Origin of the sequence: Collimonas rhizosphaerae (genome assembly GCF_038896935.1) — a bacterium.
Classification (GTDB): Bacteria; Pseudomonadota; Gammaproteobacteria; order Burkholderiales; family Burkholderiaceae_D; genus Collimonas; species Collimonas rhizosphaerae.
This window is the reverse complement of the sequence record NZ_JBANDC010000004.1, coordinates 307,037-328,385: the sequence shown is the minus strand read 5'-3', so window position 1 is coordinate 328,385 and position 21,349 is coordinate 307,037. Positions and strand designations below refer to the sequence as shown.

General features: G+C 57.7%; 21 protein-coding genes. 16 read left to right on the top strand and 5 right to left on the bottom strand.

Translation table 11 applies throughout. The annotated features are described in order from the left end of the window. The 11 genes from secY (at position 1) to V8G57_RS07785 (ending at position 8,261) form a co-directional block, all read left to right on the top strand. Positions 1-1,332: a preprotein translocase subunit SecY gene (gene secY, locus V8G57_RS07835; RefSeq protein ID WP_092394428.1), complete on the top strand. Its 1,332-nt coding sequence runs from the start codon at positions 1-3 to the stop codon at positions 1,330-1,332. A gap of 35 nt (positions 1,333-1,367) precedes the next feature. After that, positions 1,368-1,586 carry a translation initiation factor IF-1 gene (gene infA / locus V8G57_RS07830; protein ID WP_014004414.1) on the top strand — a complete coding sequence of 73 codons (219 nt, stop codon included), beginning with the start codon at positions 1,368-1,370 and terminating at the stop codon, positions 1,584-1,586. Between the two features lie 80 nt (positions 1,587-1,666). Beyond that, positions 1,667-1,780 carry a 50S ribosomal protein L36 gene (rpmJ, locus tag V8G57_RS07825; RefSeq protein ID WP_014004415.1) on the top strand — a complete coding sequence of 38 codons (114 nt, stop codon included), beginning with the start codon at positions 1,667-1,669 and terminating at the stop codon, positions 1,778-1,780. A gap of 27 nt (positions 1,781-1,807) precedes the next feature. After that, positions 1,808-2,173: a 30S ribosomal protein S13 gene (gene rpsM, locus V8G57_RS07820; protein ID WP_092394431.1), complete on the top strand. Its 366-nt coding sequence runs from the start codon at positions 1,808-1,810 to the stop codon at positions 2,171-2,173. A gap of 63 nt (positions 2,174-2,236) precedes the next feature. Then, positions 2,237-2,641 (top strand): 30S ribosomal protein S11, encoded by a 405-nt coding sequence (gene rpsK / locus V8G57_RS07815; RefSeq protein WP_014004417.1) that lies wholly within the window; start codon positions 2,237-2,239, stop codon positions 2,639-2,641. 179 nt (positions 2,642-2,820) lie between these two features. Then, the gene (gene rpsD / locus V8G57_RS07810) at positions 2,821-3,444 is read left to right on the top strand and encodes a 30S ribosomal protein S4 (RefSeq protein ID WP_092356384.1); all 624 of its coding nucleotides are present in this window, start codon (positions 2,821-2,823) and stop codon (positions 3,442-3,444) included. Between the two features lie 154 nt (positions 3,445-3,598). After that, the gene (locus V8G57_RS07805; RefSeq protein WP_061532025.1) at positions 3,599-4,576 is read left to right on the top strand and encodes a DNA-directed RNA polymerase subunit alpha; all 978 of its coding nucleotides are present in this window, start codon (positions 3,599-3,601) and stop codon (positions 4,574-4,576) included. Between the two features lie 185 nt (positions 4,577-4,761). After that, complete coding sequence (gene rplQ / locus V8G57_RS07800) at positions 4,762-5,157, top strand: 50S ribosomal protein L17 (RefSeq protein ID WP_092394434.1); 396 nt, start codon at positions 4,762-4,764, stop codon at positions 5,155-5,157. A 159-nt stretch (positions 5,158-5,316) separates the two neighbouring features. Then, positions 5,317-5,649, top strand: coding sequence for a divalent-cation tolerance protein CutA (gene cutA, locus V8G57_RS07795; RefSeq protein WP_342828890.1), 333 nt, complete (start codon positions 5,317-5,319; stop codon positions 5,647-5,649). Then, complete coding sequence (gene dsbD, locus V8G57_RS07790; RefSeq protein WP_342828889.1) at positions 5,642-7,483, top strand: protein-disulfide reductase DsbD; 1,842 nt, start codon at positions 5,642-5,644, stop codon at positions 7,481-7,483. The genes cutA and dsbD overlap by 8 nt, the downstream gene beginning before the upstream one ends. Positions 7,484-7,619: 136 nt before the next feature. Continuing rightward, complete coding sequence (locus V8G57_RS07785; RefSeq protein ID WP_014004423.1) at positions 7,620-8,261, top strand: peroxiredoxin; 642 nt, start codon at positions 7,620-7,622, stop codon at positions 8,259-8,261. A gap of 72 nt (positions 8,262-8,333) precedes the next feature. Here V8G57_RS07785 and V8G57_RS07780 read toward each other — a convergent pair whose 3' ends face one another. The 5 genes from V8G57_RS07780 to yihA form a co-directional block, all read right to left on the bottom strand. Next, a complete protein-coding gene (locus V8G57_RS07780) occupies positions 8,334-9,494 on the bottom strand; it encodes a magnesium transporter CorA family protein (RefSeq protein WP_342828888.1) in 1,161 nt (386 codons plus the stop codon). After that, entirely contained in the window at positions 9,472-10,728 is a 1,257-nt protein-coding gene (locus V8G57_RS07775; RefSeq protein WP_342828887.1) for a sterol desaturase family protein, read from the bottom strand. The genes V8G57_RS07780 and V8G57_RS07775 overlap by 23 nt, the downstream gene beginning before the upstream one ends. A 162-nt stretch (positions 10,729-10,890) precedes the next feature. After that, entirely contained in the window at positions 10,891-13,002 is a 2,112-nt protein-coding gene (locus V8G57_RS07770; RefSeq protein ID WP_342828886.1) for a TonB-dependent receptor family protein, read from the bottom strand. A 315-nt stretch (positions 13,003-13,317) separates the two neighbouring features. After that, entirely contained in the window at positions 13,318-14,331 is a 1,014-nt protein-coding gene (hemB, locus tag V8G57_RS07765) for a porphobilinogen synthase (RefSeq protein ID WP_092394450.1), read from the bottom strand. 238 nt (positions 14,332-14,569) lie between these two features. Beyond that, positions 14,570-15,289 carry a ribosome biogenesis GTP-binding protein YihA/YsxC gene (gene yihA / locus V8G57_RS07760; protein ID WP_092394453.1) on the bottom strand — a complete coding sequence of 240 codons (720 nt, stop codon included), beginning with the start codon at positions 15,287-15,289 and terminating at the stop codon, positions 14,570-14,572. A 199-nt stretch (positions 15,290-15,488) separates the two neighbouring features. Here yihA and V8G57_RS07755 point away from each other — a divergent pair, with 199 nt between their 5' ends. The 5 genes from V8G57_RS07755 to msrP all read left to right on the top strand — a co-directional run bounded on the left by V8G57_RS07755 (position 15,489) and on the right by msrP (position 21,333). Then, positions 15,489-16,154, top strand: coding sequence for a c-type cytochrome (locus V8G57_RS07755; protein WP_092394456.1), 666 nt, complete (start codon positions 15,489-15,491; stop codon positions 16,152-16,154). Between the two features lie 74 nt (positions 16,155-16,228). Further along, the gene (locus V8G57_RS07750) at positions 16,229-18,385 is read left to right on the top strand and encodes a cytochrome c biogenesis protein ResB (RefSeq protein WP_342828884.1); all 2,157 of its coding nucleotides are present in this window, start codon (positions 16,229-16,231) and stop codon (positions 18,383-18,385) included. 63 nt (positions 18,386-18,448) lie between these two features. Then, the gene (ccsB, locus tag V8G57_RS07745) at positions 18,449-19,594 is read left to right on the top strand and encodes a c-type cytochrome biogenesis protein CcsB (RefSeq protein ID WP_342828882.1); all 1,146 of its coding nucleotides are present in this window, start codon (positions 18,449-18,451) and stop codon (positions 19,592-19,594) included. A gap of 22 nt (positions 19,595-19,616) precedes the next feature. Continuing rightward, entirely contained in the window at positions 19,617-20,258 is a 642-nt protein-coding gene (locus V8G57_RS07740; RefSeq protein ID WP_342828881.1) for an HAD family hydrolase, read from the top strand. A 94-nt stretch (positions 20,259-20,352) separates the two neighbouring features. After that, a complete protein-coding gene (gene msrP, locus V8G57_RS07735) occupies positions 20,353-21,333 on the top strand; it encodes a protein-methionine-sulfoxide reductase catalytic subunit MsrP (RefSeq protein ID WP_342828880.1) in 981 nt (326 codons plus the stop codon). The last annotated feature ends 16 nt before the right edge of the window (positions 21,334-21,349 follow it).

Below are 21,349 nucleotides of genomic sequence, written 5' to 3'. Positions count from 1 at the left end.
GTGGCGACTTCTCCCCAACTTGCAAAGAGTGCTGCGAGCGGCTTCCCTTGGGGCCGTCTGTGGTTCTTGCTTGCTGCATTGGTTGTATATCGTATTGGTGCGCATATTCCTGTACCGGGAATTGACCCATCGCAGTTAGCGCAATTGTTTAAGCAGCACCAGGGCGGCATTTTGGGCATGTTCAACATGTTCTCTGGTGGTGCGTTGTCGCGATTCACCGTGTTTGCGCTGGGGATCATGCCGTATATCTCGGCTTCGATCGTGATGCAATTGATGTCGATTGTGTCGCCTCAGCTGGAAGCGTTGAAGAAAGAAGGCGAATCCGGCCGCCGCAAGATTACCCAATACACCCGTTACGGTACGCTGTTGCTGGCGACGTTCCAGGCCCTGGGGATTGCAGTAGCGCTGGAATCGCAACCTGGCCTGGTGCTGGATGCAGGCCTGGCTTTCCGCTTCACGACAGTTGTGACGCTGGTGACAGGAACGATGTTTTTGATGTGGTTGGGCGAACAGATTACCGAGCGTGGTCTTGGTAATGGTATCTCGATCATCATTTTTGCAGGTATCGCAGCTGGTTTGCCAAATGCGGTTGGTGGTTTGTTCGGACAGGTAAGTACCGGTTCCATGAGTGCCTTGTCGGCGATCCTGATTTGTCTGATCGCAGCCGGCGTGACATACCTGGTGGTGTTTATCGAACGCGGCCAGCGCAAGATCCTGGTGAATTATGCCAAGCGTCAAGTGGGCAACAAGATTTATGGCGGTCAAAGCAGTCATTTGCCGCTGAAGCTGAATATGGCTGGTGTAATTCCTCCAATCTTTGCTTCCTCGATCATCTTGTTTCCTGCGACAATCACGAGTTGGTTTACTTCCGGTGATTCAACCAATCCGGTGGTCAACTTCCTGAAGGATATGGCGGCTTCACTGGCGCCAGGCGAGCCGATTCATGCTTTGTTGTATGCGATTGCGATTGTGTTCTTCTGCTTTTTCTACACTGCACTGGTATTCAACAGCAAGGAAACAGCAGACAACCTGAAGAAAAGCGGCGCGTTTGTGCCGGGGATTCGTCCAGGTGAACAGACAGCACGTTATATCGACAAGATCTTGATGCGTTTGACTCTGGTTGGCGCGGTCTATATCACGGTAGTGTGTCTGGTTCCGGAATTCTTGATCGCTCGCTGGAAGGTACCGTTCTATTTTGGTGGTACATCGCTGTTGATTATCGTAGTGGTCACCATGGACTTCATGGCGCAGGTACAGAATTACGTGATGTCGCAGCAATATGATTCGCTGCTGCGTAAGGCAAATTTCAAGGGCGGCGTTTCGACGCGGTAAGTTGAGATGAACGACCAGAGGAACCAGTAGACCGAATGGCAAAAGACGACGTTATCCAGATGCAAGGCGAGATTCTTGAGAATCTCCCCAATGCAACATTTAGAGTCAAGTTGGAAAACGGACATATCGTCCTCGGTCATATTTCTGGCAAGATGCGCATGAACTATATTCGTATCCTGCCAGGAGATAAGGTGACAGTGGAATTGACACCTTATGATTTAAGCCGGGCACGGATTGTGTTCCGTACCAAGTAACTAATTTTATTAGTGTTGGGGACAGAGTAACGCTTCGCTTAACTCTGTCCCGCAAATTTTAGTGAAGAAAGAGGGCAAAAATGAAAGTGCTCGCATCAGTCAAGCGGATCTGCCGCAACTGTAAGATCATTAAGCGCAAAGGCGTAGTTCGCGTCATTTGTACGGAACCGCGCCATAAACAGCGCCAAGGTTAATTAACGTTATTGATCGAGGAATAACGAATGGCACGTATTGCAGGGGTCAACATCCCCAATCATCAGCACACCGTCATCGGCTTGACAGCCATCTACGGTGTTGGCCGCCCACGCGCACAAGAAATTTGCGAGAGCACGGGTATTTTGACTACGAAGAAGATCAAAGATCTCGACGATAACGAGCTGGAAAAGCTGCGCGACGAAATTGCAAAATTCGTCGTCGAAGGTGACCTGCGTCGTGAACTGTCGATGAACATCAAGCGTTTGATGGATCTGGGTTGCTATCGTGGTATGCGTCACCGTAAAGGCTTGCCTTGCCGTGGCCAACGTACTCGTACCAATGCTCGTACCCGCAAGGGCCCGCGCAAAGCCGCTCAATCGCTGAAGAAATAATTAAGCTGCCACGCTTCCGTGGCAACTGATTGTTCTTAGGTAGTCGGATTCAAGGAAATTATTATGGCAAAGTCCCCAAATAACGCCGCAGCAGCACGTGTGCGTAAAAAAGTTAAAAAGAACGTTGCTGAAGGCATCGCGCACATCCACGCGTCTTTCAACAACACCATCATCACGATTACCGATCGTCAAGGTAACGCGTTGTCGTGGGCGACATCTGGTGGCGCTGGCTTTAAAGGCTCCCGCAAGTCGACTCCATTTGCAGCGCAGGTTGCAGCCGAAGCCGCTGGTAAAGTGGCTGTGGAATGTGGCGTGAAGAACCTGGAAGTTCGCATCAAGGGCCCAGGCCCAGGTCGTGAATCCGCGGTTCGTGCATTGAACAACCTAGGCATCAAGATCACCCAGATTCAAGATGTCACTCCAGTACCGCATAACGGCTGCCGCCCACCTAAGCGTCGTCGTATCTAAATCGATTCTGATTGTCGCTGCTGCCTGCAGTAGCGATTGCAAGTTGCCCGCCAATGACCTTGGCGGGTTTTGTTCTTAAGCCCACTGTCTGGTTGAAAGCAAACCGGACTAGCGCCAGGTCGGTTGTCGACCGCAAAAGGCAGTAATGTCTCGGCGTCATATTTTTAAAAGGAAGCATCGTGGCACGTTATATCGGACCTAAAGCAAAACTCTCCCGCCGTGAAGGTACGGACCTGTTCCTGAAGAGCGCACGCCGCTCGCTGGATTCCAAGTGCAAACTGGATTCCAAGCCAGGTCAGCATGGCCGCACATCGGGCGCACGTACCTCCGACTACGGCAACCAATTGCGCGAAAAGCAAAAGGTCAAGCGTATGTACGGCATCCTGGAACGCCAGTTCCGCCGTTATTTCGCTGAAGCGGACCGTCGCAAGGGCAACACCGGCGAAACATTGCTGCGTTTGCTGGAGGCGCGTCTGGACAACGTTGTTTACCGTATGGGTTTTGGTTCGACCCGTGCTGAAGGCCGTCAATTGGTCTCGCACAAGGCGTTCACCGTCAACGGCAACGTGGTCAACATCGCGTCTTACCAAGTGAAGCCAGGCGACGTTGTCGCCGTCCGCGAAAAAGCCAAGAAGCAAGTGCGTATCGTTGAAGCTCTGTCGCTGGCAGAACAAGGCGGCATGCCATCGTGGGTTTCGGTCGATGCGAAGAAAATGGAAGGTACTTTCAAGTCCCTGCCAGACCGCAACGAAATCGCCAACGATGTCAACGAATCGCTGATCGTCGAACTGTACTCGCGTTAATTTCAGTTTTTCCGGCCCTGCCTGCAGTCATATTTTCCGCAGGCGGGGCTTTTTCATCAGGGTGGCGCCGGCAATCTTCAGGATTATCGGCGGCGCCCTTAATGCCATCAGCCTTATCGGTGTAACGAGCCGAGGGTATTGAAAAGGACATTTCATGCAAAACAGCTTGTTGAAGCCACGTATTATCGAAGTAGAAGCACTGGGTGCCGGCCACGCTAAAGTCGTGATGGAACCGTTTGAACGTGGTTACGGCCACACCCTGGGCAATGCGCTGCGCCGCGTGCTGCTGTCGTCGATGGTTGGCTACGCGCCGACTGAAGTGACGATCGCCGGCGTGGTTCACGAATACTCGTCGCTCGACGGCGTGCAGGAAGACGTAGTCGATATCCTGCTGAACCTGAAGGGTGTCGTATTCAAGCTGCATAACCGTGACGAAGTCACGCTGACCCTGAAAAAAGATGGCGAAGGCGCAGTCCTGGCTTCCGACATCGACCTGCCGCATGACGTCGAACTGGTCAATCCGGAACACGTGATTGCCCACCTGACAGCCGGTGGCGCACTCGACATGCAGATCAAGGTTGAAAAAGGCCGCGGTTACGTGCCCGGCAACGTCCGTCGCCTGACGGAAGATGCTAACAAGACCATTGGTCGCATCATCCTGGACGCATCGTTCTCGCCGGTCCGCCGTGTTTCCTACGCTGTTGAATCGGCGCGTGTGGAGCAGCGTACCGACCTGGACAAGCTGGTCATCAACATTGAAACCAATGGCGTGATCACTCCGGAAGAAGCGATTCGCCAATCGGCGCGTGTGCTGGTTGACCAGCTGAACGTGTTCGCTGCGCTGGAAGGCACCGAAGCTGCTGCCGAAGCTCCATCGCGCGCACCGCAAGTCGATCCGATCCTGTTGCGCCCGGTCGACGACCTGGAACTGACAGTACGTTCGGCGAACTGCCTGAAAGCAGAAAACATTTACTACATTGGCGATCTGATCCAGCGTAGCGAAAATGAACTGCTGAAGACGCCAAACCTGGGCCGCAAGTCGTTGAACGAAATCAAGGAAGTCCTGGCGTCCCGTGGCCTGACACTGGGCATGAAGCTGGAAAACTGGCCGCCTGCAGGCCTGGAAAAGTAATATTTGTTGTTCAGCCCGGGGTGGGATAGAATCTCGCCCTTGGGCCGCGCTCCTGAGCGAGTTTTACCGGTTCCACCCTTGTTGTATTCATTGTTGCACTTAATTTCAACCGGCCCGCGACCCAGGCAACATGCCGAAGTCGATCGAAGAGCTGGATGTAAACTCAAAAACTGAAAGGAATTACCATGCGTCACCGTCACGGCCTCCGTAAATTAAATCGTACTTCTTCCCACCGCCTCGCCATGTTGCGCAACATGACTGTTTCGCTGCTGCGCCACGAAGCAATCAAGACCACATTGCCGAAGGCAAAAGAACTGCGTCGCGTGATCGAACCGATCCTGACACTGGGCAAGACCGACACACTGGCGAACAAGCGCCTGGCATTCGCCCGTCTGCGTGACCGCGAAATGGTCCTGAAGCTGTTTGCTGAACTGGGTCCACGTTACGCAAACCGTAACGGCGGCTACCTGCGCATCCTGAAAATGGGTTTCCGCGTTGGCGATAACGCTCCAATGGCTTACATCGAGCTGCTGGACCGCCCTGAAATCAGCGATGCTGCTGATGTACCGACAGCTGACTAAGCTGGTCAACTCAGTTAGCTAACTTAACCAGCTCAGCTGCGTTAAAATCAAAAGCCAGGCCTAGCCTGGCTTTTTTGCGTTTTGCGCGCCATTCCCCGGCCCTGCGCCATGATATTGAATCGCGGCGCCGGTTGTAAGGATCACCTTGGGGAATCGACTATGTCAGACGCCTTGCTTATACTCACCAACTTGCCGGATGCGGCCAGCGCACAAGCGCTGGCACGGCAGCTGGTAGAACGAAAACTGGCAGCTTGTGTCAATATCCTGCCAGCCGTGCAAGCGGTGTATCGCTGGCAAGGCGTGGTGGAGCAGGCCAGCGAAGCGACTTTGCTGATCAAGACCGCCGCCGCTCGCTATGCGGAGCTGGAGGTTGCAATCAAGGCGGCCCACCCGTACGCGTTGCCGGAAATAATTGCCTTGCCGATCGTGGCCGGTTTGCCGGCCTACCTGGACTGGATTACTGCAGAAACCCAAAAGGACGTGAATGTTTAAGTACCTTATTAAGCACATTAGGCAATTGTCCCTGCTGTTTGCCATGATGTTCGCGCTGTGCCTGGCGCATGCCGAGGAAGACGACTACCTGGCGCCGGAAGTGGCGTTCAAGTTTTCAGCGCGCATGGCCGATGCCAAGACAGCCGAAGTGACCTACGCGATTGCCGACGGCTATTACATGTATCGCGAGCGTTTCCATTTCAAGGCCGAAGGCGCCACGCTGGGCGAACCGCAGATCCCTGCCGGCACTGTCAAGTTCGACCAGACCTTCAACAAGAATGTCGAGACCTATCATCACAGCGTCACCATCCGCCTGCCGGTCGAGGCAAACGGCAGCTTCACGCTGATTTCCACCGGCCAGGGCTGCGCCGACAAGGGGTTGTGCTATCCGCCCATGGATTCGAGCATCAGCCTGTCCACCACCGGCGGCAGCTCCGCTGGCGGCCTGCTGAGCGCGATGGGTATCGCGAAAGGCAGCAGCGCCATCGATACGCCGGTCGCAGGCGGTAATGCCTCTGCGGCCGCCGTACAGGCGCCTGGGAGCGTGATTCCATCCGCTCCTGCCGATACCGAGAGCGGCCGCATCGAATCATCGCTGAAGGGCGGCAAACTGCTGGTGATCATGCCGCTGTTCCTGCTGCTGGGCCTGGGGCTCGCCTTCACGCCCTGCGTCCTGCCCATGGTGCCTATCCTGTCGTCGATCATTGTCGGCGAAGGCACCAAGGTCAGCCGTGGCCGCGGTTTCCTGCTTTCAGTGACCTATGCGCTAGGGATGGCGCTGGTCTACACCGCGCTGGGCGTTGCAGCCGGCCTGGCTGGCGAAGGCCTGGCCGCCACTTTGCAGAATCCGTGGGTATTGTCGGCGTTCGCTTTGCTGATGGTGCTGATGTCGCTATCCATGTTCGGTTTCTATGAGCTGCAACTGCCGGCGGCTTTCCAGACCAGGCTGACGCAAGCCTCCGGCCAGCAATCGGCCGGCAAGCTGATTGGCGTGTTTGTGATGGGCGCGATTTCGGCATTGATTGTCGGACCGTGCGTGGCAGCTCCGCTGGCCGGCGCCTTGGTGTACATCAGCCAGACCCGTGACGTAGTGGTCGGCGGCAGCGCGCTGTTTGCGATGGCGGCCGGCATGAGCGTGCCGCTGGTGCTGGTCGGCATTTCCGCCGGTTCACTGTTGCCGCGCGCCGGCGCCTGGATGGAATCGGTAAAACGTTTCTTTGGCATGCTGATGCTGGCAGTGGCGTTATGGATGGTGGCGCCGGTGATGCCGGCGCTGGCGCAGATTCTGGGCTGGGTCGCGCTGGGCATAGGCTACGGCGCATACCTGCTGTGGGGTAAATCGTCGGCCTGGTTCGCCAAGGCATTCGGCGTGGTGTTCATGGTGTGCGGCGTGGTGCAGCTGGTCGGCGGCATCAGCGGCGGGCGCGATGTGCTGGCGCCGTTGGCGCACCTGGGTGGAGCGCAGCAAAGCGCGCATACGCAATTTGTCCGAGTCAAATCAGTGGCCGAACTGGATGCTGCCCTGGCACAGACCAACGGCAAGCCGGCATTGCTGGATTTTTATGCGGACTGGTGCGTGTCGTGCAAGGAAATGGAAAAACTCACGTTCACCGACCCGCGCGTGCAAGCGCGCTTCGGCGAAATGATTTTGCTGCAAATCGACGTCACGGCCAACAACGCGGACGACAAGGCCATGCTCAAGCGCTTTAATCTGTTTGGACCGCCAGGCATCATATTGTTTGACGGACAGGGACAGGAAGTCCCTCGCGGACGCGTCATCGGTTACCAGAACGCCGATAAGTTCCTGCAATCATTATCGGTGCTGGATAGCTGATCGCTATGCCTACTCATTTGTATCCAACCTGCGGTTATGTAGATAGTAGATAAAATTCTTTAAGCTGTGGCTGCGACAGGGTATAGTTTTAGTTCGATGTTTTCGCAATTCCCCATGCAATCCAAAGGAGACTGAAATGACTTTACGCCTTGGCGACGTCGCCCCCGATTTTGAGCAGGACTCATCGCTCGGCAAGATCAATTTCTATGACTGGGCCGGCGATTCGTGGGTGGTGCTGTTTTCCCATCCGGCTGACTTTACGCCGGTCTGCACCACTGAACTCGGCCTGACTTCCAAATTGAAATCGCAGTTTGAACAGCGCGGCGTGAAAGTGATCGCGCTGTCTGTGGATCCTGCCGACAAGCATCAGGAATGGATCAAGGATATCAACGAAACGCAGAACACCGTGGTTGGTTTCCCGATCATCGCCGATGCCGACCGCAAGGTGTCGGAACTGTATGACCTGATCCATCCGAATGCCAGCGCAACGGCGACTGTGCGTTCGCTGTTCGTGATCGATCCGGCCAAGAAAGTGCGTCTGATCATTACCTATCCAGCCAGCACCGGCCGCAATTTCGACGAGATCCTGCGCGTCATCGACTCCCTGCAGCTGACCGATAATTATTCGGTCGCCACGCCAGGAAACTGGAAAGATGGGGAGGATGTCGTGATCGTGCCATCGCTGCAGGACCCCGAGGTACTGAAGCAGAAATTCCCTAAGGGTTACAAGGCGATCCGCCCTTATCTGCGCTTGACTCCGCAGCCGAACCGCGACTGATCCTGCCGCCGGTCCAGATGCCGAAAAAAAGCCCCGTCGAGAACGGGGCTTTTTATTGCGGGAGGCGGCTTCTCAGCGCCGGTCCAGCGCCTGGCTCTCCAGGTAGCGGCGGCGCTGGAAGAATACCAGCATGACGACGATAATCAGCGCCATGCTGCCCATTGTCAGCCAGAAGCCGAATGCATTTTTGAGCAGAGGCATGACTTCGAAATTCATGCCAAAGATCCCTGTGATCAGGGTCAGCGGCATGAACAATGCGGTGATGACGGTCAGCGTGCGCATGATTTCATTGGTACGGTGGGCGACCGCGGAAAAATGGATCTGCACCGCCGATTCGATCGACGACTCCAGCCGCCGCGCGTGGTTCAGCACTCGCGTAATGTGTTCCATCACATCGTTGATGCGCACCAGCAGCAAGTCCTTGGCGCGGCTGATTTCGACGCCGTCATCGATGTCGACGAAATAATCGCGCAATTCCTGCATGGCGTCGTGCTGCTCTTCACACAGGTTTTCCAGCTTGCGCAATTCGATCCGCGCATCCAGCAGCGCCATCCAGTCCTTGAACGGCCGGCGCGGATCGAGCAGCGCGCGCTGCCAGCGGTCCAGTTGCGTGGTCAGCGGCTGGCGCAGGTCCAGGTATTGGTCGACCATGGCGTTGATCAGGCGCAGCAGCAGATCTTCCGGAGAGGTCGGCGGACGCGTCGAGTGCGGCGTCTTTTCAGTCTTGTTGCAAAGGTCGAGCAAACGCGCGCGCGCCGCATCGATGGTGCGGCTGGCGCGTTCGTGAACGGTAACCAGCGCATGGTCCATGATCAGGAAAGTCACCGGCTGCGTCGCCAGCTTGCTCAAGGCTGCGGGAATCCGGCGCTTGCCGGCTTCGCTGTCGGCAGCCGCGGCTGGCGGCGCAGCAATCTTGTCGACGGCGATCGGGACGCCGTTTTCAGTCGTGCGAAGATTGCCGTTGCCATTCAGCATGAGCTTGCGAAACACCACCATGCCGTAATCCTGGGTCGAATCGAAATACGAAGGGTGGTTCGGATTGAGCGTATCCGTCATGTGCGGATCGTAGATCTGCACGCCGGTGGCAAGCGCGATGGCGTTGCGCCAGGCTTCAGGATCGGCGCCTACTTCCTCGTGGGTGGCGTCGATCCACAGGAAACCTTTGACCGGTACGGTATCTGGTATTTCCTTGCTTTGGCTGACCTGGTTGTCACTGATGAGAAAGATGTCCATGCATTGTCGAGAAGCGTTTAAATATAAGCCAGAGGGCGATCATCGAGAGCAGCGATACGGCGATGATGCCGCCTTGGACCAGCGGTGACAAGGATACCGCACCAAACCAGACCTTGCCGATCACTACGCCGGCGCCGGTCGCGGCCAGGCGCAATGCTTCCAGCGCGATGTAGTATGGCCGCATCTCCATCAGGCCGCCGACTATCCATAATCCTGCCGCCAGCCAGGCAGCGTAAACCAGCCCCGGCGGCCACGACATGACGGCCTGGGCCGCCAGGAAATGCGTGGTGACCAGCAGCACGATGGTGAATTGCACCAGGCAGTAGACTTGTGCGGCACGACTAAGCTGCGGATGATACAGCGGCCGGGCGATATCGAAAGGCGCGGCCGGCCATTTTGCCGCAACATCTGCCGGACGCCAGCCCGGCGCCTTCAGCCAGACCCGCAGCTTGTCGCCCAGCCGCTGCGCGCGCCAGGCGTCCAGCCACAAGACTTTATAGACTTCGAAATTGGCCCAGATCGGGTTCCAGCTGCGCAGGGGACTGCGGGTGCCGTACACCACGGGATCCTGGTCGCGTTCTTCGATGAAGGTGCCGAACAGGCGATCCCACAGGATCAGGATGCCACCGTAATTCTTGTCCAGGTAGATATCATTGACGCCATGGTGCACGCGGTGGTTGGAAGGCGTCACCAGCACCCGGTCCAGCCATCCCAGCCGGCCTATCTGTTGCGTATGCACCCAGAACTGGTAAAGCAGGTCGATCAGCGCCACGGCGGCAAACACTTCGACCGGATAGCCCAGCAGCGCCATCGGCACATAAAAGATCCAGCTCAGGAACGGGCCGCTGCTGGTCTGGCGCAGCGCGGTCGACAGATTGTAGTCTTCGCTTTGATGGTGCACCACGTGGGCTGCCCACAAGACGTTGACTTCATGGCCGCAGCGATGCAGCCAGTAGTAGCACAGGTCGTAGAGCAGCAAGCCGGACAGCCATACCCACAGGCTGTCGGCCGGCAGCTTGAACAGACCGATGTGGCTGGCCAGCCAGGCGTAGATGCCGATGCGCAGCACTTGCATGAACACGCCGGAAACCTGGCTCAGGACACCCAGGCTGATGCTGTTGATCGCATCGTTGAGGCGGTAGGTATTGCGCCGACGCAGCAGGCCGACGGCCAGCTCGATGAATATCAATAAAAAGAATACCGGCGTGGCCAGGGTAATCACTTTCTCTTGCATCTTTGTCTCCTGTCGCTTGCCGCGATCGATGTTGTTGCTTTGCATGGTAACCGAAAGCCCGGGCAATGCAGGAGGAGGGTTTCCTCGAACAAAAAATGGAAGCCGGGACCGGGCTTCCATTTTTTTCGCTGCGTGTGGCAAAAGCCGCTGTATGGCAACTGTTTAGAACGTATAGCGTCCTTGCACATACACCATGCGCGGCACGCCGACCATGCGTCCGGCGTTGCCGTCGACGTTGCGGGTGTAATAACGTTTGTCGGCCAGGTTGTTGACGCCGGCCAGGATGTCGAAGCCTTTGGCGCCCGGCACCTTCCAGTCGACCTGGGTATTCCAGGTGCGGAAACCGGGGATCTCGCCGTTGCTGCCGTCCGCGCTTTCGGCGATGGTATTGGCATTGTCGGCGAACTGCTTGCTTTGATGCGTGCTCGACAGGTTGAGGCCCCACGGACCGTGCTGGTAGCGCAAGCCGACGGTATCGGTATTGCGCGAATAGAACGGCACGTCCAGGCCGCGGGTCGGTCCCGATTCCTGCAGCGCGCGGGTGTAGCTGTAGTTGGCGAACAGATTCAAGCCCGCCAATTTGCCGTCCTTGTCGAAGGTGTAGTCAACTGCGGTTTCAATACCCTGGTGCCTGGTTTTGCCGATATTCATGAAGGTTGCCGGCACTGTCCCTGCAACCTGCTGGATCTGGTTATCGAAGCGCATGTCAAATAGCGTCACCTCGGCCGACAGCCGGCGGCTTTTCCAGCGGGCGCCGGCTTCCACCGTTTTTGCCAGTTCCGGGATCAGCGGATTGGCCGCGGACTGCGAATTCAGCTGCAGGTTCTGCACCGGCCCGAACGAGGTAGTGTAGTTGGTGAACAAGGTCAGGTCCGGCGTCAGCAGGTAGGCGATATTGAGCGACGGCAGGGCCTTGTTGTTGGTGGTCTGGTAGGTGCTGCGCGCCTTCAGGTCGTCGCGGGTAGAGTTGATATGCTCGAAACGCACGCCCGGCGTGACGCGCCATGCGCCAAACGAAATCTTGTCGTCGATATAGGCGGCATGGGCATCGGTGGCGTTGTTGAAGGTGGTCTGCGGCGCCAGCAATCCACTGGCGATGGACTCATTGAAGCTGTTGTCGTCGCCGCGCTCGCGGATATAACGGTAGCCGACCGAGACATCGTTGGTGGTCTGGCCCAGATCGAAACGCTGCGTGTAGCGCGGTTCGATGCCCAGCACCTCGTAATTGCGCGGCTGGTGGATCAGGTTGGCGCCCGAGATCAATACGCTCTGGCGGAAGCTTTCGTTGTAGTAAGTGCGGACTTCGAATTCCTGGGTGGCCGACAGCGTGTTGAGGTAGCCGGCATCGATGCCTTTGCGCGTGCCGCTCCAGAAATCGGTAGGGCGCGTGTTCTGGAAAGGATCGGCATTATATTGCGCCACGGTCAGGCCGCCGGGCGTACGCGAGTTGACGTCGTAATACGATACCTTGCCGTAGAGTTCCGAGCCCGGAGTCAGCTGGTAACGGAATTTCAGCGCAAAGTCGTTGACCGTTTCCCGGCTGCCGGCGCGCCAGCTGGAGCCGTCGGAGCCGGAGTACAGCAGCGCCAGGCCGGGGTCGAGGTCAGTACCGAGCTGGCTGCCGATGAATGCACTGTATTGCTTGTTCGTTTCGCCGCCGCTATAGCCGTTGTAGCGCACGCTGGCGTCGCCGTTGAAACCAGGCTCGGCCGGAATCGAGCGTGTCTTGAAATTGATGATGCCGCCGACGTTTTGCGGACCGTAGCGCACCGCGCCGCCGCCGCGCACGACGTCGATTGCTTCGATGTTGTTCAGGCTGACCGGCGCAAACGACAGCTGCGGCTGGCCATATGGCGCCACCGCCATCGGGATGCCGTCCAGCAGCACGGTAGAGCGCGGCGAATAACGTCCGGTCAGTCCGCGCACGCCGATATTGAGCGAGATCGCGCTGCCGGCGGTGCCGGAATTGTCGGTCGACTGCACGCCCGGGATGCGGCGCATCACATCGCCGATGTTGGACGCGCCGCTATTTTCGATTTCTTCTTTCTTGACCACGGTGCGCGCCCCCGGAAAACGTTTCACGCTGTTTTGCAGGCCGCTGCCGAGCCAATCGGCGCTGACCTGGATCGATTCCAGCGTCGAAGTGCTGGCATCGTCGGCGGTGATCGGAGCGGCAGCGGTTTGGGCCAGCCCAGGCAGGCTCAGGAAAGCCAATGCGACCGCTGCGGAACAGCGGCGGACGATAAGATGGTGAGGACTCTTGAGCGAGGTCATTGTTATATTTCTTTGCGGGTGGGGGAGTGCTGGTGCTGGCTGGTCTTGCTCGCAGCGCGACGTAGTCGGGTTTGAGAAGAATGGCTGACCGGGAATAGAGAGGTGAATGATAATTATTATCGTCTATGCAGTCAAACCTAAATGCATGAACTTTTAATTACTGTGGCCTGGATGCAAAAAGAAGGGGTTTCAAGCTGATATGCGGACTTTTAAGGCATGTTCGCCGACGTTGCCAAGGGTAACGTCGGCGGTGTGTTCGTTGGAGGCGAGGCCGTTTTTGCCGATCCGGCACGGCTCTTTTTCTGCAGCGGGCGCTTAGCCTTTTTTCAAGTGACGGGCGATATCCAGCGCAAAATACGTCAGCACGCCGTCGGCGCCGGCGCGCTTGAACGCCATCATGGCTTCCATCATGGTCTTGTCATGGTCGAGCCAGCCGTTTTGGGCGGCAGCCTTGATCATCGCGTACTCGCCGCTGACCTGGTAGGCAAAGGTCGGCACCTTGAATTCGTCTTTCACACGGCGCACGATATCCAGGTAAGGCATGCCTGGCTTGACCATCACCATGTCGGCGCCTTCGGCCAGGTCCAGCGCGACTTCATGCAAAGCCTCGTTGCTGTTGGCCGGGTCCATCTGGTAGGTATTCTTGTTGCTCTTGCCGAGCGTGGCGGAAGAACCGACCGCATCGCGGAACGGCCCGTAAAACGCCGAGGCGTACTTGGCCGAATAAGCCATGATGCGGGTGTGGATGTGATGGTGGGTTTCCAAGGCATGGCGGATGGCGCCGATGCGGCCGTCCATCATGTCGGACGGCGCCACGATGTCCACCCCGGCCTCGGCCTGGGTCAGCGCCTGCTTGACCAGGATGGCGCAGGTTTCGTCGTTGAGCACGTAACCGTCCGCATTCAGCACGCCGTCCTGGCCATGGCTGGTGTAGGGATCGAGGGCCACGTCGGTCAGGATGCCAAGCTCAGGAAAACGCTGTTTCAGCTCACGCACCGCACGTGGAATCAAACCTTGCGGATTGGTGGCCTCGATGCCGTCCGGGGTTTTCAGTGATGGATTGATGACCGGGAATAAGGCTATGACTGGAATTCCCAACGCTACGCATTCTTCCGCCACATTTAGCAGTTGATCAATTGACAGACGCTCAACTCCCGGCATTGAATTGATTTTTTCGCGCTGGTTCTTGCCATCCAGTATGAAGACCGGGTAAATCAGATCGGCGGTAGTGATGGTGTTCTCTCGCATCATCGCGCGCGAAAAAGCATCTTTGCGCATGCGGCGCATGCGGATGGCTGGAAACTGGGCGGTTTTCTGAGAATATGGCATGTCGGTTTTTGAGGTGTCGGGTGGGTGGGAAGTAACCTTGCGATTGCTCCGCTAATATTTTCGCCGAAAAAATAAAAAAGTCGTGAACTTTTTCGGGTCAGTCCTTCTCCTAGCAATAGGTGCATCATTCGCCTCCCGCTTCCCTCCCTGAGCGGGGCCGTATCGCTTTTGGTGATAAGGCATTGCGCCCTGGAGATATTCCCCTTTCTCCAGGGCTTTTTTATGTTTAGCGCAGTGACTAAACTTCTTCTTCGCCGTCGCCAGCTGCGGCTGCGTCAGGCACTTCGCCGGCGGCGCCAGTCAGGCCGGCCAATTCCAGGATACGATCATTGGCTTCTTCCAGCCCGTTGCGGTTCAGCGCTGAAAACAGCTGTGCGGTAAACGGCAATTGCTGGTTGTTTTCATCGACGTAGCTGGCCAGGAAAGTGCGGGCCTGGCGCAACGCGTTGGTAGCATCGTTGCGGTTGAGCTTGTCGGATTTGCTCAAGATGCAATGAATCGGCTTGCCGGTAGGCGCAAACCATTCCACCATTTGCACATCGAGTTCAGTGAACGGCCGGCGCGAGTCGACGATCAGCACCAGCGCCGCCAGCTGCTGGCGGCGGCGCACATAGTCGCCGAGCAATTGCTGCCAGTGCAGCTTGGCCGAACCGGACACTTCCGCATAACCGTAACCGGGCAGGTCGACCAGCAAGGCGCGGATCTCATCGATCCTGGTTTCATCCTTGCGATGCTGTGCGACGTGGGCGCCGCCTATCGAAAAATAGTTGATGTGCTGGGTACGGCCAGGTGTTTTAGATGCAAAGGCCAGCTTCTTCTGATTGCACAAAAGATTGATGGCGGTCGATTTGCCGGCATTGGAGCGGCCGGCGAAAGCGATCTCGGGGACTTGCAAAGTTGGCAAGTCTCGAAGATGATTGACCGTAGTAAAGAAGCGGGCTTGCCAAAGTAGGGACATGGATTGAGCAGAAAATGCGGTAAGGGGAGGCAAAAATGCCGGAAAGCTATTGTACAATAAGGGGTTATGTACTGCTGTTCCGCTTAGCATTACCTTATACGCAGCTGATAGCCTTTGGGAGCCAGGCGATCAGTTGATGTAGCTTAGCCGGCCAGCTTCGTCGCCACCGAATTCTAAAATCAAGTCTCAGGGTGTTTGAATGAACCGTGCGTTTTTTCCAGTAGTGACATCTTTCTTCGTTGCAGTGCTCGCGCTTTCCTCCGTTGCCCATGCAGCGGATGCGCCAAAAGCAGGGCCTGCCAAAGCGGATCCAGCCAAGGGCGAAGCACTGTATACCAATGGCGACGCAGCGCGCAACATCACCGCCTGCGTCTCTTGCCATGGCGCAGCGGGGGCCTCGACCATCAGCACCAACCCGAAGCTGGGCGGCCAGCATGCGGCATACATCCACAAGCAATTGACGAATTTCCAGGGCGCGGACCGGAACAATCCGATCATGTCGCCGCTGGCCAAAGTGCTGACCGACGATGAAATGAAAAACATCGCAGCCTACCTGGATGCGCAGCCGGCCAAGCCGGGCGCCGCCAAGGACAAGGATACGCTGGAACTGGGCAAGAAGATTTATCGCGGCGGGATCGCCGAAAAGAGCGTTCCGGCCTGCGCCGGCTGCCACAGCCCGAACGGCGCCGGCATCCCGGCCCAGTTCCCGCGCGTCGGCGGCCAGCACCAGGACTACACTGTGACCGAGCTGACCAACTTCCGCAATGGCACCCGCAAGAACGGCCCGATGATGGCGACGATAGCCAAGCGCATGTCGGATGATGAAATCAAGGCTGTCGCAGACTACATCGCTGGATTGAGATAAAACAATAACAATGGTTTGTGAATTCAGGGGTGGCCTAGGCCGCCCCTTTTTCTTTTCAAAGAGACAAATTGGCTATGAGCACTGGTAACGAAATCAAGGTTGACGAGATAACTACTGCGGGAATCCAGCTGAAGACCAGCCGGCGCTGGCTGGCTGACGCGGTGGAATTGTTGTCGTCGATGCGGTTTGCCATCAGCTTGCTGACGATCATCGCGATCGCCTCGGTGATCGGCACGGTGCTCAAGCAGAACGAGCCGATGCCGAACTACGTCAACCAGTTCGGCCCGTTCTGGTTTGAAGTGTTCGGCAAGCTGGGTTTGTACGCGGTGTATTCGTCCTGGTGGTTCCTGCTGATCATGACTTTCCTGGTGATTTCGACTTCCCTGTGCATCGTGCGCAATGCGCCGAAGATGTTGAAGGACGTGCGCAGCTGGCGTGAAAACGTGCGGGAACAATCACTGCGCAATTTCCATCACAAGTCCGAATGGACTTCGGCCACGGCGCCGGCCGTGCTGGCCGGGCAGCTGGCGGCGCGGATTGCCGCCAAGGGCTACAAGACCAAGCTGGTGGCCAAAGACAACGCCACCCTGATCAGCGCCAAGCAAGGCGCCGCCAACAAATGGGGCTACATCTTTGCCCATAGCGCGATCGTGATCATCTGCATCGGCGGTTTGCTGGACTCCGACCTGCCGATACGCGCCCAGCAATGGCTATACGGCAAAACACCGTTCAACGGCAGCGGCATCATCGCCCAGATCCCGGAAGAACATCGCCTGGGGCTGGGCAATCCTACCTTCCGCGGCAATACGCTGATTCCCGAAGGTTCCGCCAGCAGCACCGCCATCATCCCGCAGAAAGACGGCGTGATGATCCAGGATCTGCCGTTCACGATCCAGCTCAAGAAATTCATCATCGATTTCTACAGCACCGGCATGCCCAAGCTGTTCGCCAGCGAAGTCGTGATCCGGGATAACGCCGACGGCCATACTTTCCCAGCCACCATCAAGGTCAACCAGCCCTTGATCTACAAGGGCATCGCGGTCTACCAGTCGAGTTTCGAGGACGGCGGCAGCAAGCTCAAATTGACTGCGTACCCGATGGCCGGCAGCAGCCAGGCCACCTTCCCGGTGAGCGGCGAGGTCAACGGCAGCACGCCCTTAGCCAATAACGGTAATACCGACTATACGATTGAGTGGTCTGGTTTCCGTCCGTTTAACGTGGAAAATATGGCGCAGTCGGGTGACGATTTGCGCGCCGTGACCAAATCCAAGAGCCTCAACCAGCGCCTGAGCGACGATTTGAGCAGCCACCTGGGCAACGCGGCGAAAAGCGCCAACAAGAAGGATTTGAGGAATGTCGGCCCGAGCGTGCAATACAAGCTGCGCGACAAGACCGGACAGGCGCGCGAGTTCAGCAATTACATGCAGCCGATCAAGGTCGACGATGCCTACGTGTTCCTGGCCGGGGTGCGCGACACGCCGGACGAGCCGTTCCGCTATTTGCGGATTCCCGCCGATGACGAGGATACCGTGCAAGAGTGGATGCGCATGCGGGCGGCGCTGCTGAATCCCGAATTGCGCCAGGCGGCGGCGCATCGTTACGCGCAGCGCGCGATTCCCGAAAGCCGCGAGGGCATCGCCACCCTGCGCGTGCAGCTGGAGCAGTCGGCCATGCGCGGCTTGTCCTTGTTCGCCGGCAGCGACAAGCAGGCCGGCGGACAGGCCGGCTACCTGGCGATATCCAGGTTCCTGGAACAGGTGCCGCCGCAGGAACAGGAAAAGGCCGCCGACATCTTCATGAAGATCCTCAACGGCAGCATGTGGGACCTGTGGCAAGTTGCGCGGGAGAAAGATGGATTGAAAGAACTGCCGGCCGATGAAAAGCATGCGCGCTTCCTGCAGCTGGCCACCAATGCGCTGTCGGATGCAAGCTTCTATAATGCGCCTGTATATCTGCAAATGACCGGTTTTGACGAGATCAAGGCATCGGTGTTCCAGGTCACCCGCTCGCCGGGCAAGAAGGTGGTATACCTGGGCTGCCTGCTGCTGGTGCTGGGCGTGTTCTCGATGTTGTACGTGCGTGAACGCAGGCTGTGGGTATGGATCCGTCCCGACCAGGATGCGGCAGGGCAGTCGCATGCATTGATGGCGATGAGTTCGCAGCGCAAGACGCTGGATTTTGAAAAAGAATTTGAAGTGTTGAAAACACAATTAAAGCAGTCGGAAGCATAGGCAGGCATAGAGTAAAGTCCCGTTGCGCCTCCGGCGCCATGGCGGGACGACATGGAGAAAATGATGGAATTGACGCAAACGTATTCCCCTCCCGGCAGTTTTATCAAGCGGCTGTCGGTGGTCGACTGGCTGTTTGCCGTCGCGCTGGTGGCAGCTTCGCTGTTCGCCCTGAACCGCTACGGCAGCCATATGGACTACTACGAAAAAGGCGTGTTGCTGCTGGCCGCGCCAACGTTCGCCTGGCTCGGCTGGCACTGGAAATCGGTGCGCTGGCTGATGGCCTTGCTGGCGGTGTTGTCGCTGTCGGCCATCGCCATGTATGGCGGCGTGCTGGACATGGCCAACCAGAATTTTTTCCTGAAATACATGCTCTCCAGCCAGTCGGCGATCCTGTGGATGAGCACGCTGTTTTTCCTCTCGACCCTGTTTTTCTGGGGCGGCCTGATCACGCGCTCCGGCTTTGGCGCATCGATCGGCTCCAAGCTTTGCTGGGCCGCGGTGGTGATGGGTTTTACCGGCATGCTGGTGCGCTGGTACGAGTCCTACCTGATCGGCGCCGATATCGGCCATATCCCGATTTCCAACCTGTATGAAGTGTTCGTGCTGTTCAGCCTGATCACCGCCCTGTTTTACCTGTACTACGAACAGCACTACCGCACCCGCCAGCTGGGCGCTTTCGTGCTGCTGGTGATCTCGGCCGCGGTAGGTTTCCTGCTGTGGTACATGGTGTCGCGCGACGCCGCGGAAATCCAGCCGCTGGTGCCGGCGCTGCAGAGCTGGTGGATGAAAATCCATGTGCCGGCCAACTTCATCGGCTACGGCACGTTTGCCTTGTCGGCGATGGTGGCGGTGGCGTACCTGCTGAAATCGCATGGCTACCTGGCGGACCGCCTGCCGGCGCTGGAAGTGCTGGACGATGTGATGTACAAGGCGATCGCGGTCGGCTTCACCTTCTTTACCATCGCCACCATTCTCGGCGCCCTGTGGGCGGCAGAAGCCTGGGGTGGCTACTGGTCGTGGGACCCGAAGGAAACCTGGGCGCTGATCGTCTGGCTCAACTATGCGGCCTGGCTGCACATGCGCCTGATGAAGGGATTGCGCGGCCAGGTTGCGGCATGGTGGGCGCTGATCGGCTTGCTGGTGACGACTTTTGCTTTCCTCGGCGTGAACATGTTCCTGTCCGGCCTGCATTCGTACGGGGAATTGTGATCAGATGGCGAAGTCGGAAAACATGGCTGTAGATTTAGTGATTTTTGATTGTGACGGTACGCTGGTCGACAGTGAAACGGTGGCCACCGATGTGATGGTGGATTACCTGGACGAGCTGGGCATGCAGCTGTCGGCCGAAGTTGCCCTGGCGCGCTTCAAAGGCGGGCGGATGGCGGATTGCGTGGCCGAGCTGGAGCAGATGTTCGGCCGTTCGCTGCCGGCCGATTTCACCAAGGTCTTGCGCGACCGCATCGCGCCGGTGCTGCAGCAGCGCCTGCAGCCGATCGAAGGCGCGCTGGAACTGGTGCAATCGCTGAAAGTGCCGTTTTGCATGGCCTCCAACGGCCCTTTGCACCAGATCAAGGTGTCGCTCAGCGTCACCGGCCTGTGGTCCTATTTCGAAGGGCGCATCTTCAGCGCCTACGAAGTCGGATCCTGGAAGCCTGCGCCGGACTTGTTCCTGCATGCCGCCAGGACCATGGGCGCCGAGCCTGCCCGCTGCGCGGTGGTCGAGGATAGCCTGCCGGGCGTGCAAGCGGGCATTGCCGCCGGCATGCAGGTGTTCGCCTTGCAGGCGGAGCAGGTCGATGCGGAACTGCCGAAACAGGCCAAAGTGATTTCCCGGCTGGCGGAGCTGCACGAGCATATCAATATCGCCGGGTAAATCGTGCCGGCAGATTTTCGGCTTGCCCTTGTAAGGAATCGTCGGCTGGCCTGACTAAACATCGTTAGCCTCAACAAATTTGCCGGAGATGCATATGCCGCTTTATCGTCGCCCCAACGGAATCGATCTCCCGTTTTCTTCAGAAATCACGCCACGCGAAGTATTTGAATCGCGCCGCAGCTTCATGCGGCAACTTGCCGTAGGCGCGGCGGGCGCGGGCGGTTTGCTGGAATTGTCGACGGGCGACGCCTGGGCCCAGGCCAGCGGCGCCCAGAAACTGGCGGCAAAGGCCAATCCTGCGTATGTGGTGATGGACAAGGCGACGCCTTTCAAGGACGCCACCACCTATAACAATTTCTACGAGTTCGGCACCGAAAAAACCGATCCTGCCGAAAATGCCGGGGCATTGAAAACGCGGCCATGGACCATTGCCATCGAGGGCGAGGTCAAGAAGCCGCTGACCCTGGATATCGACAGCCTGCTGAAACTGGCGCCGCTGGAAGAGCGCATCTACCGCCTGCGCTGCGTCGAGGGCTGGTCGATGGTGATTCCATGGATCGGCTATTCCCTGTCTGCATTGATCAAGAAAGTGGAGCCGACCGGCAACGCCAAGTATGTTGAATTCACGACGCTGGCCGACAACCGCCAGATGCCGGGCTTGCGTGCGCCGGTGCTGGAATGGCCGTATATCGAAGGCTTGCGCATGGATGAAGCCATGCATCCGCTGGCCTTGCTGGGTTTCGGCATGTACGGCCAGGTGCTGCCGAACCAGAGTGGCGCGCCGGTGCGCATGGTGCTGCCCTGGAAGTACGGCTTCAAGTCGGCCAAGTCGATCGTCAAGATCCGTTTCCTGAAAGAGCAGCCGCGCACGGCATGGAATATCGCCGCCGCGCGCGAATACGGTTTCTATTCCAACGTCAATCCGGACGTCGATCATCCGCGCTGGTCGCAAGCCACCGAGCGCCGCATCGGCGAAGACGGTTTCTTTACCAAGAAGCGCAAGACCCTGATGTTCAACGGCTACAACGAGGTTGCCCCGCTGTATGCCGGCATGGATTTGAAGAAATTCTTCTAGGTCGAGAATGCGCAGC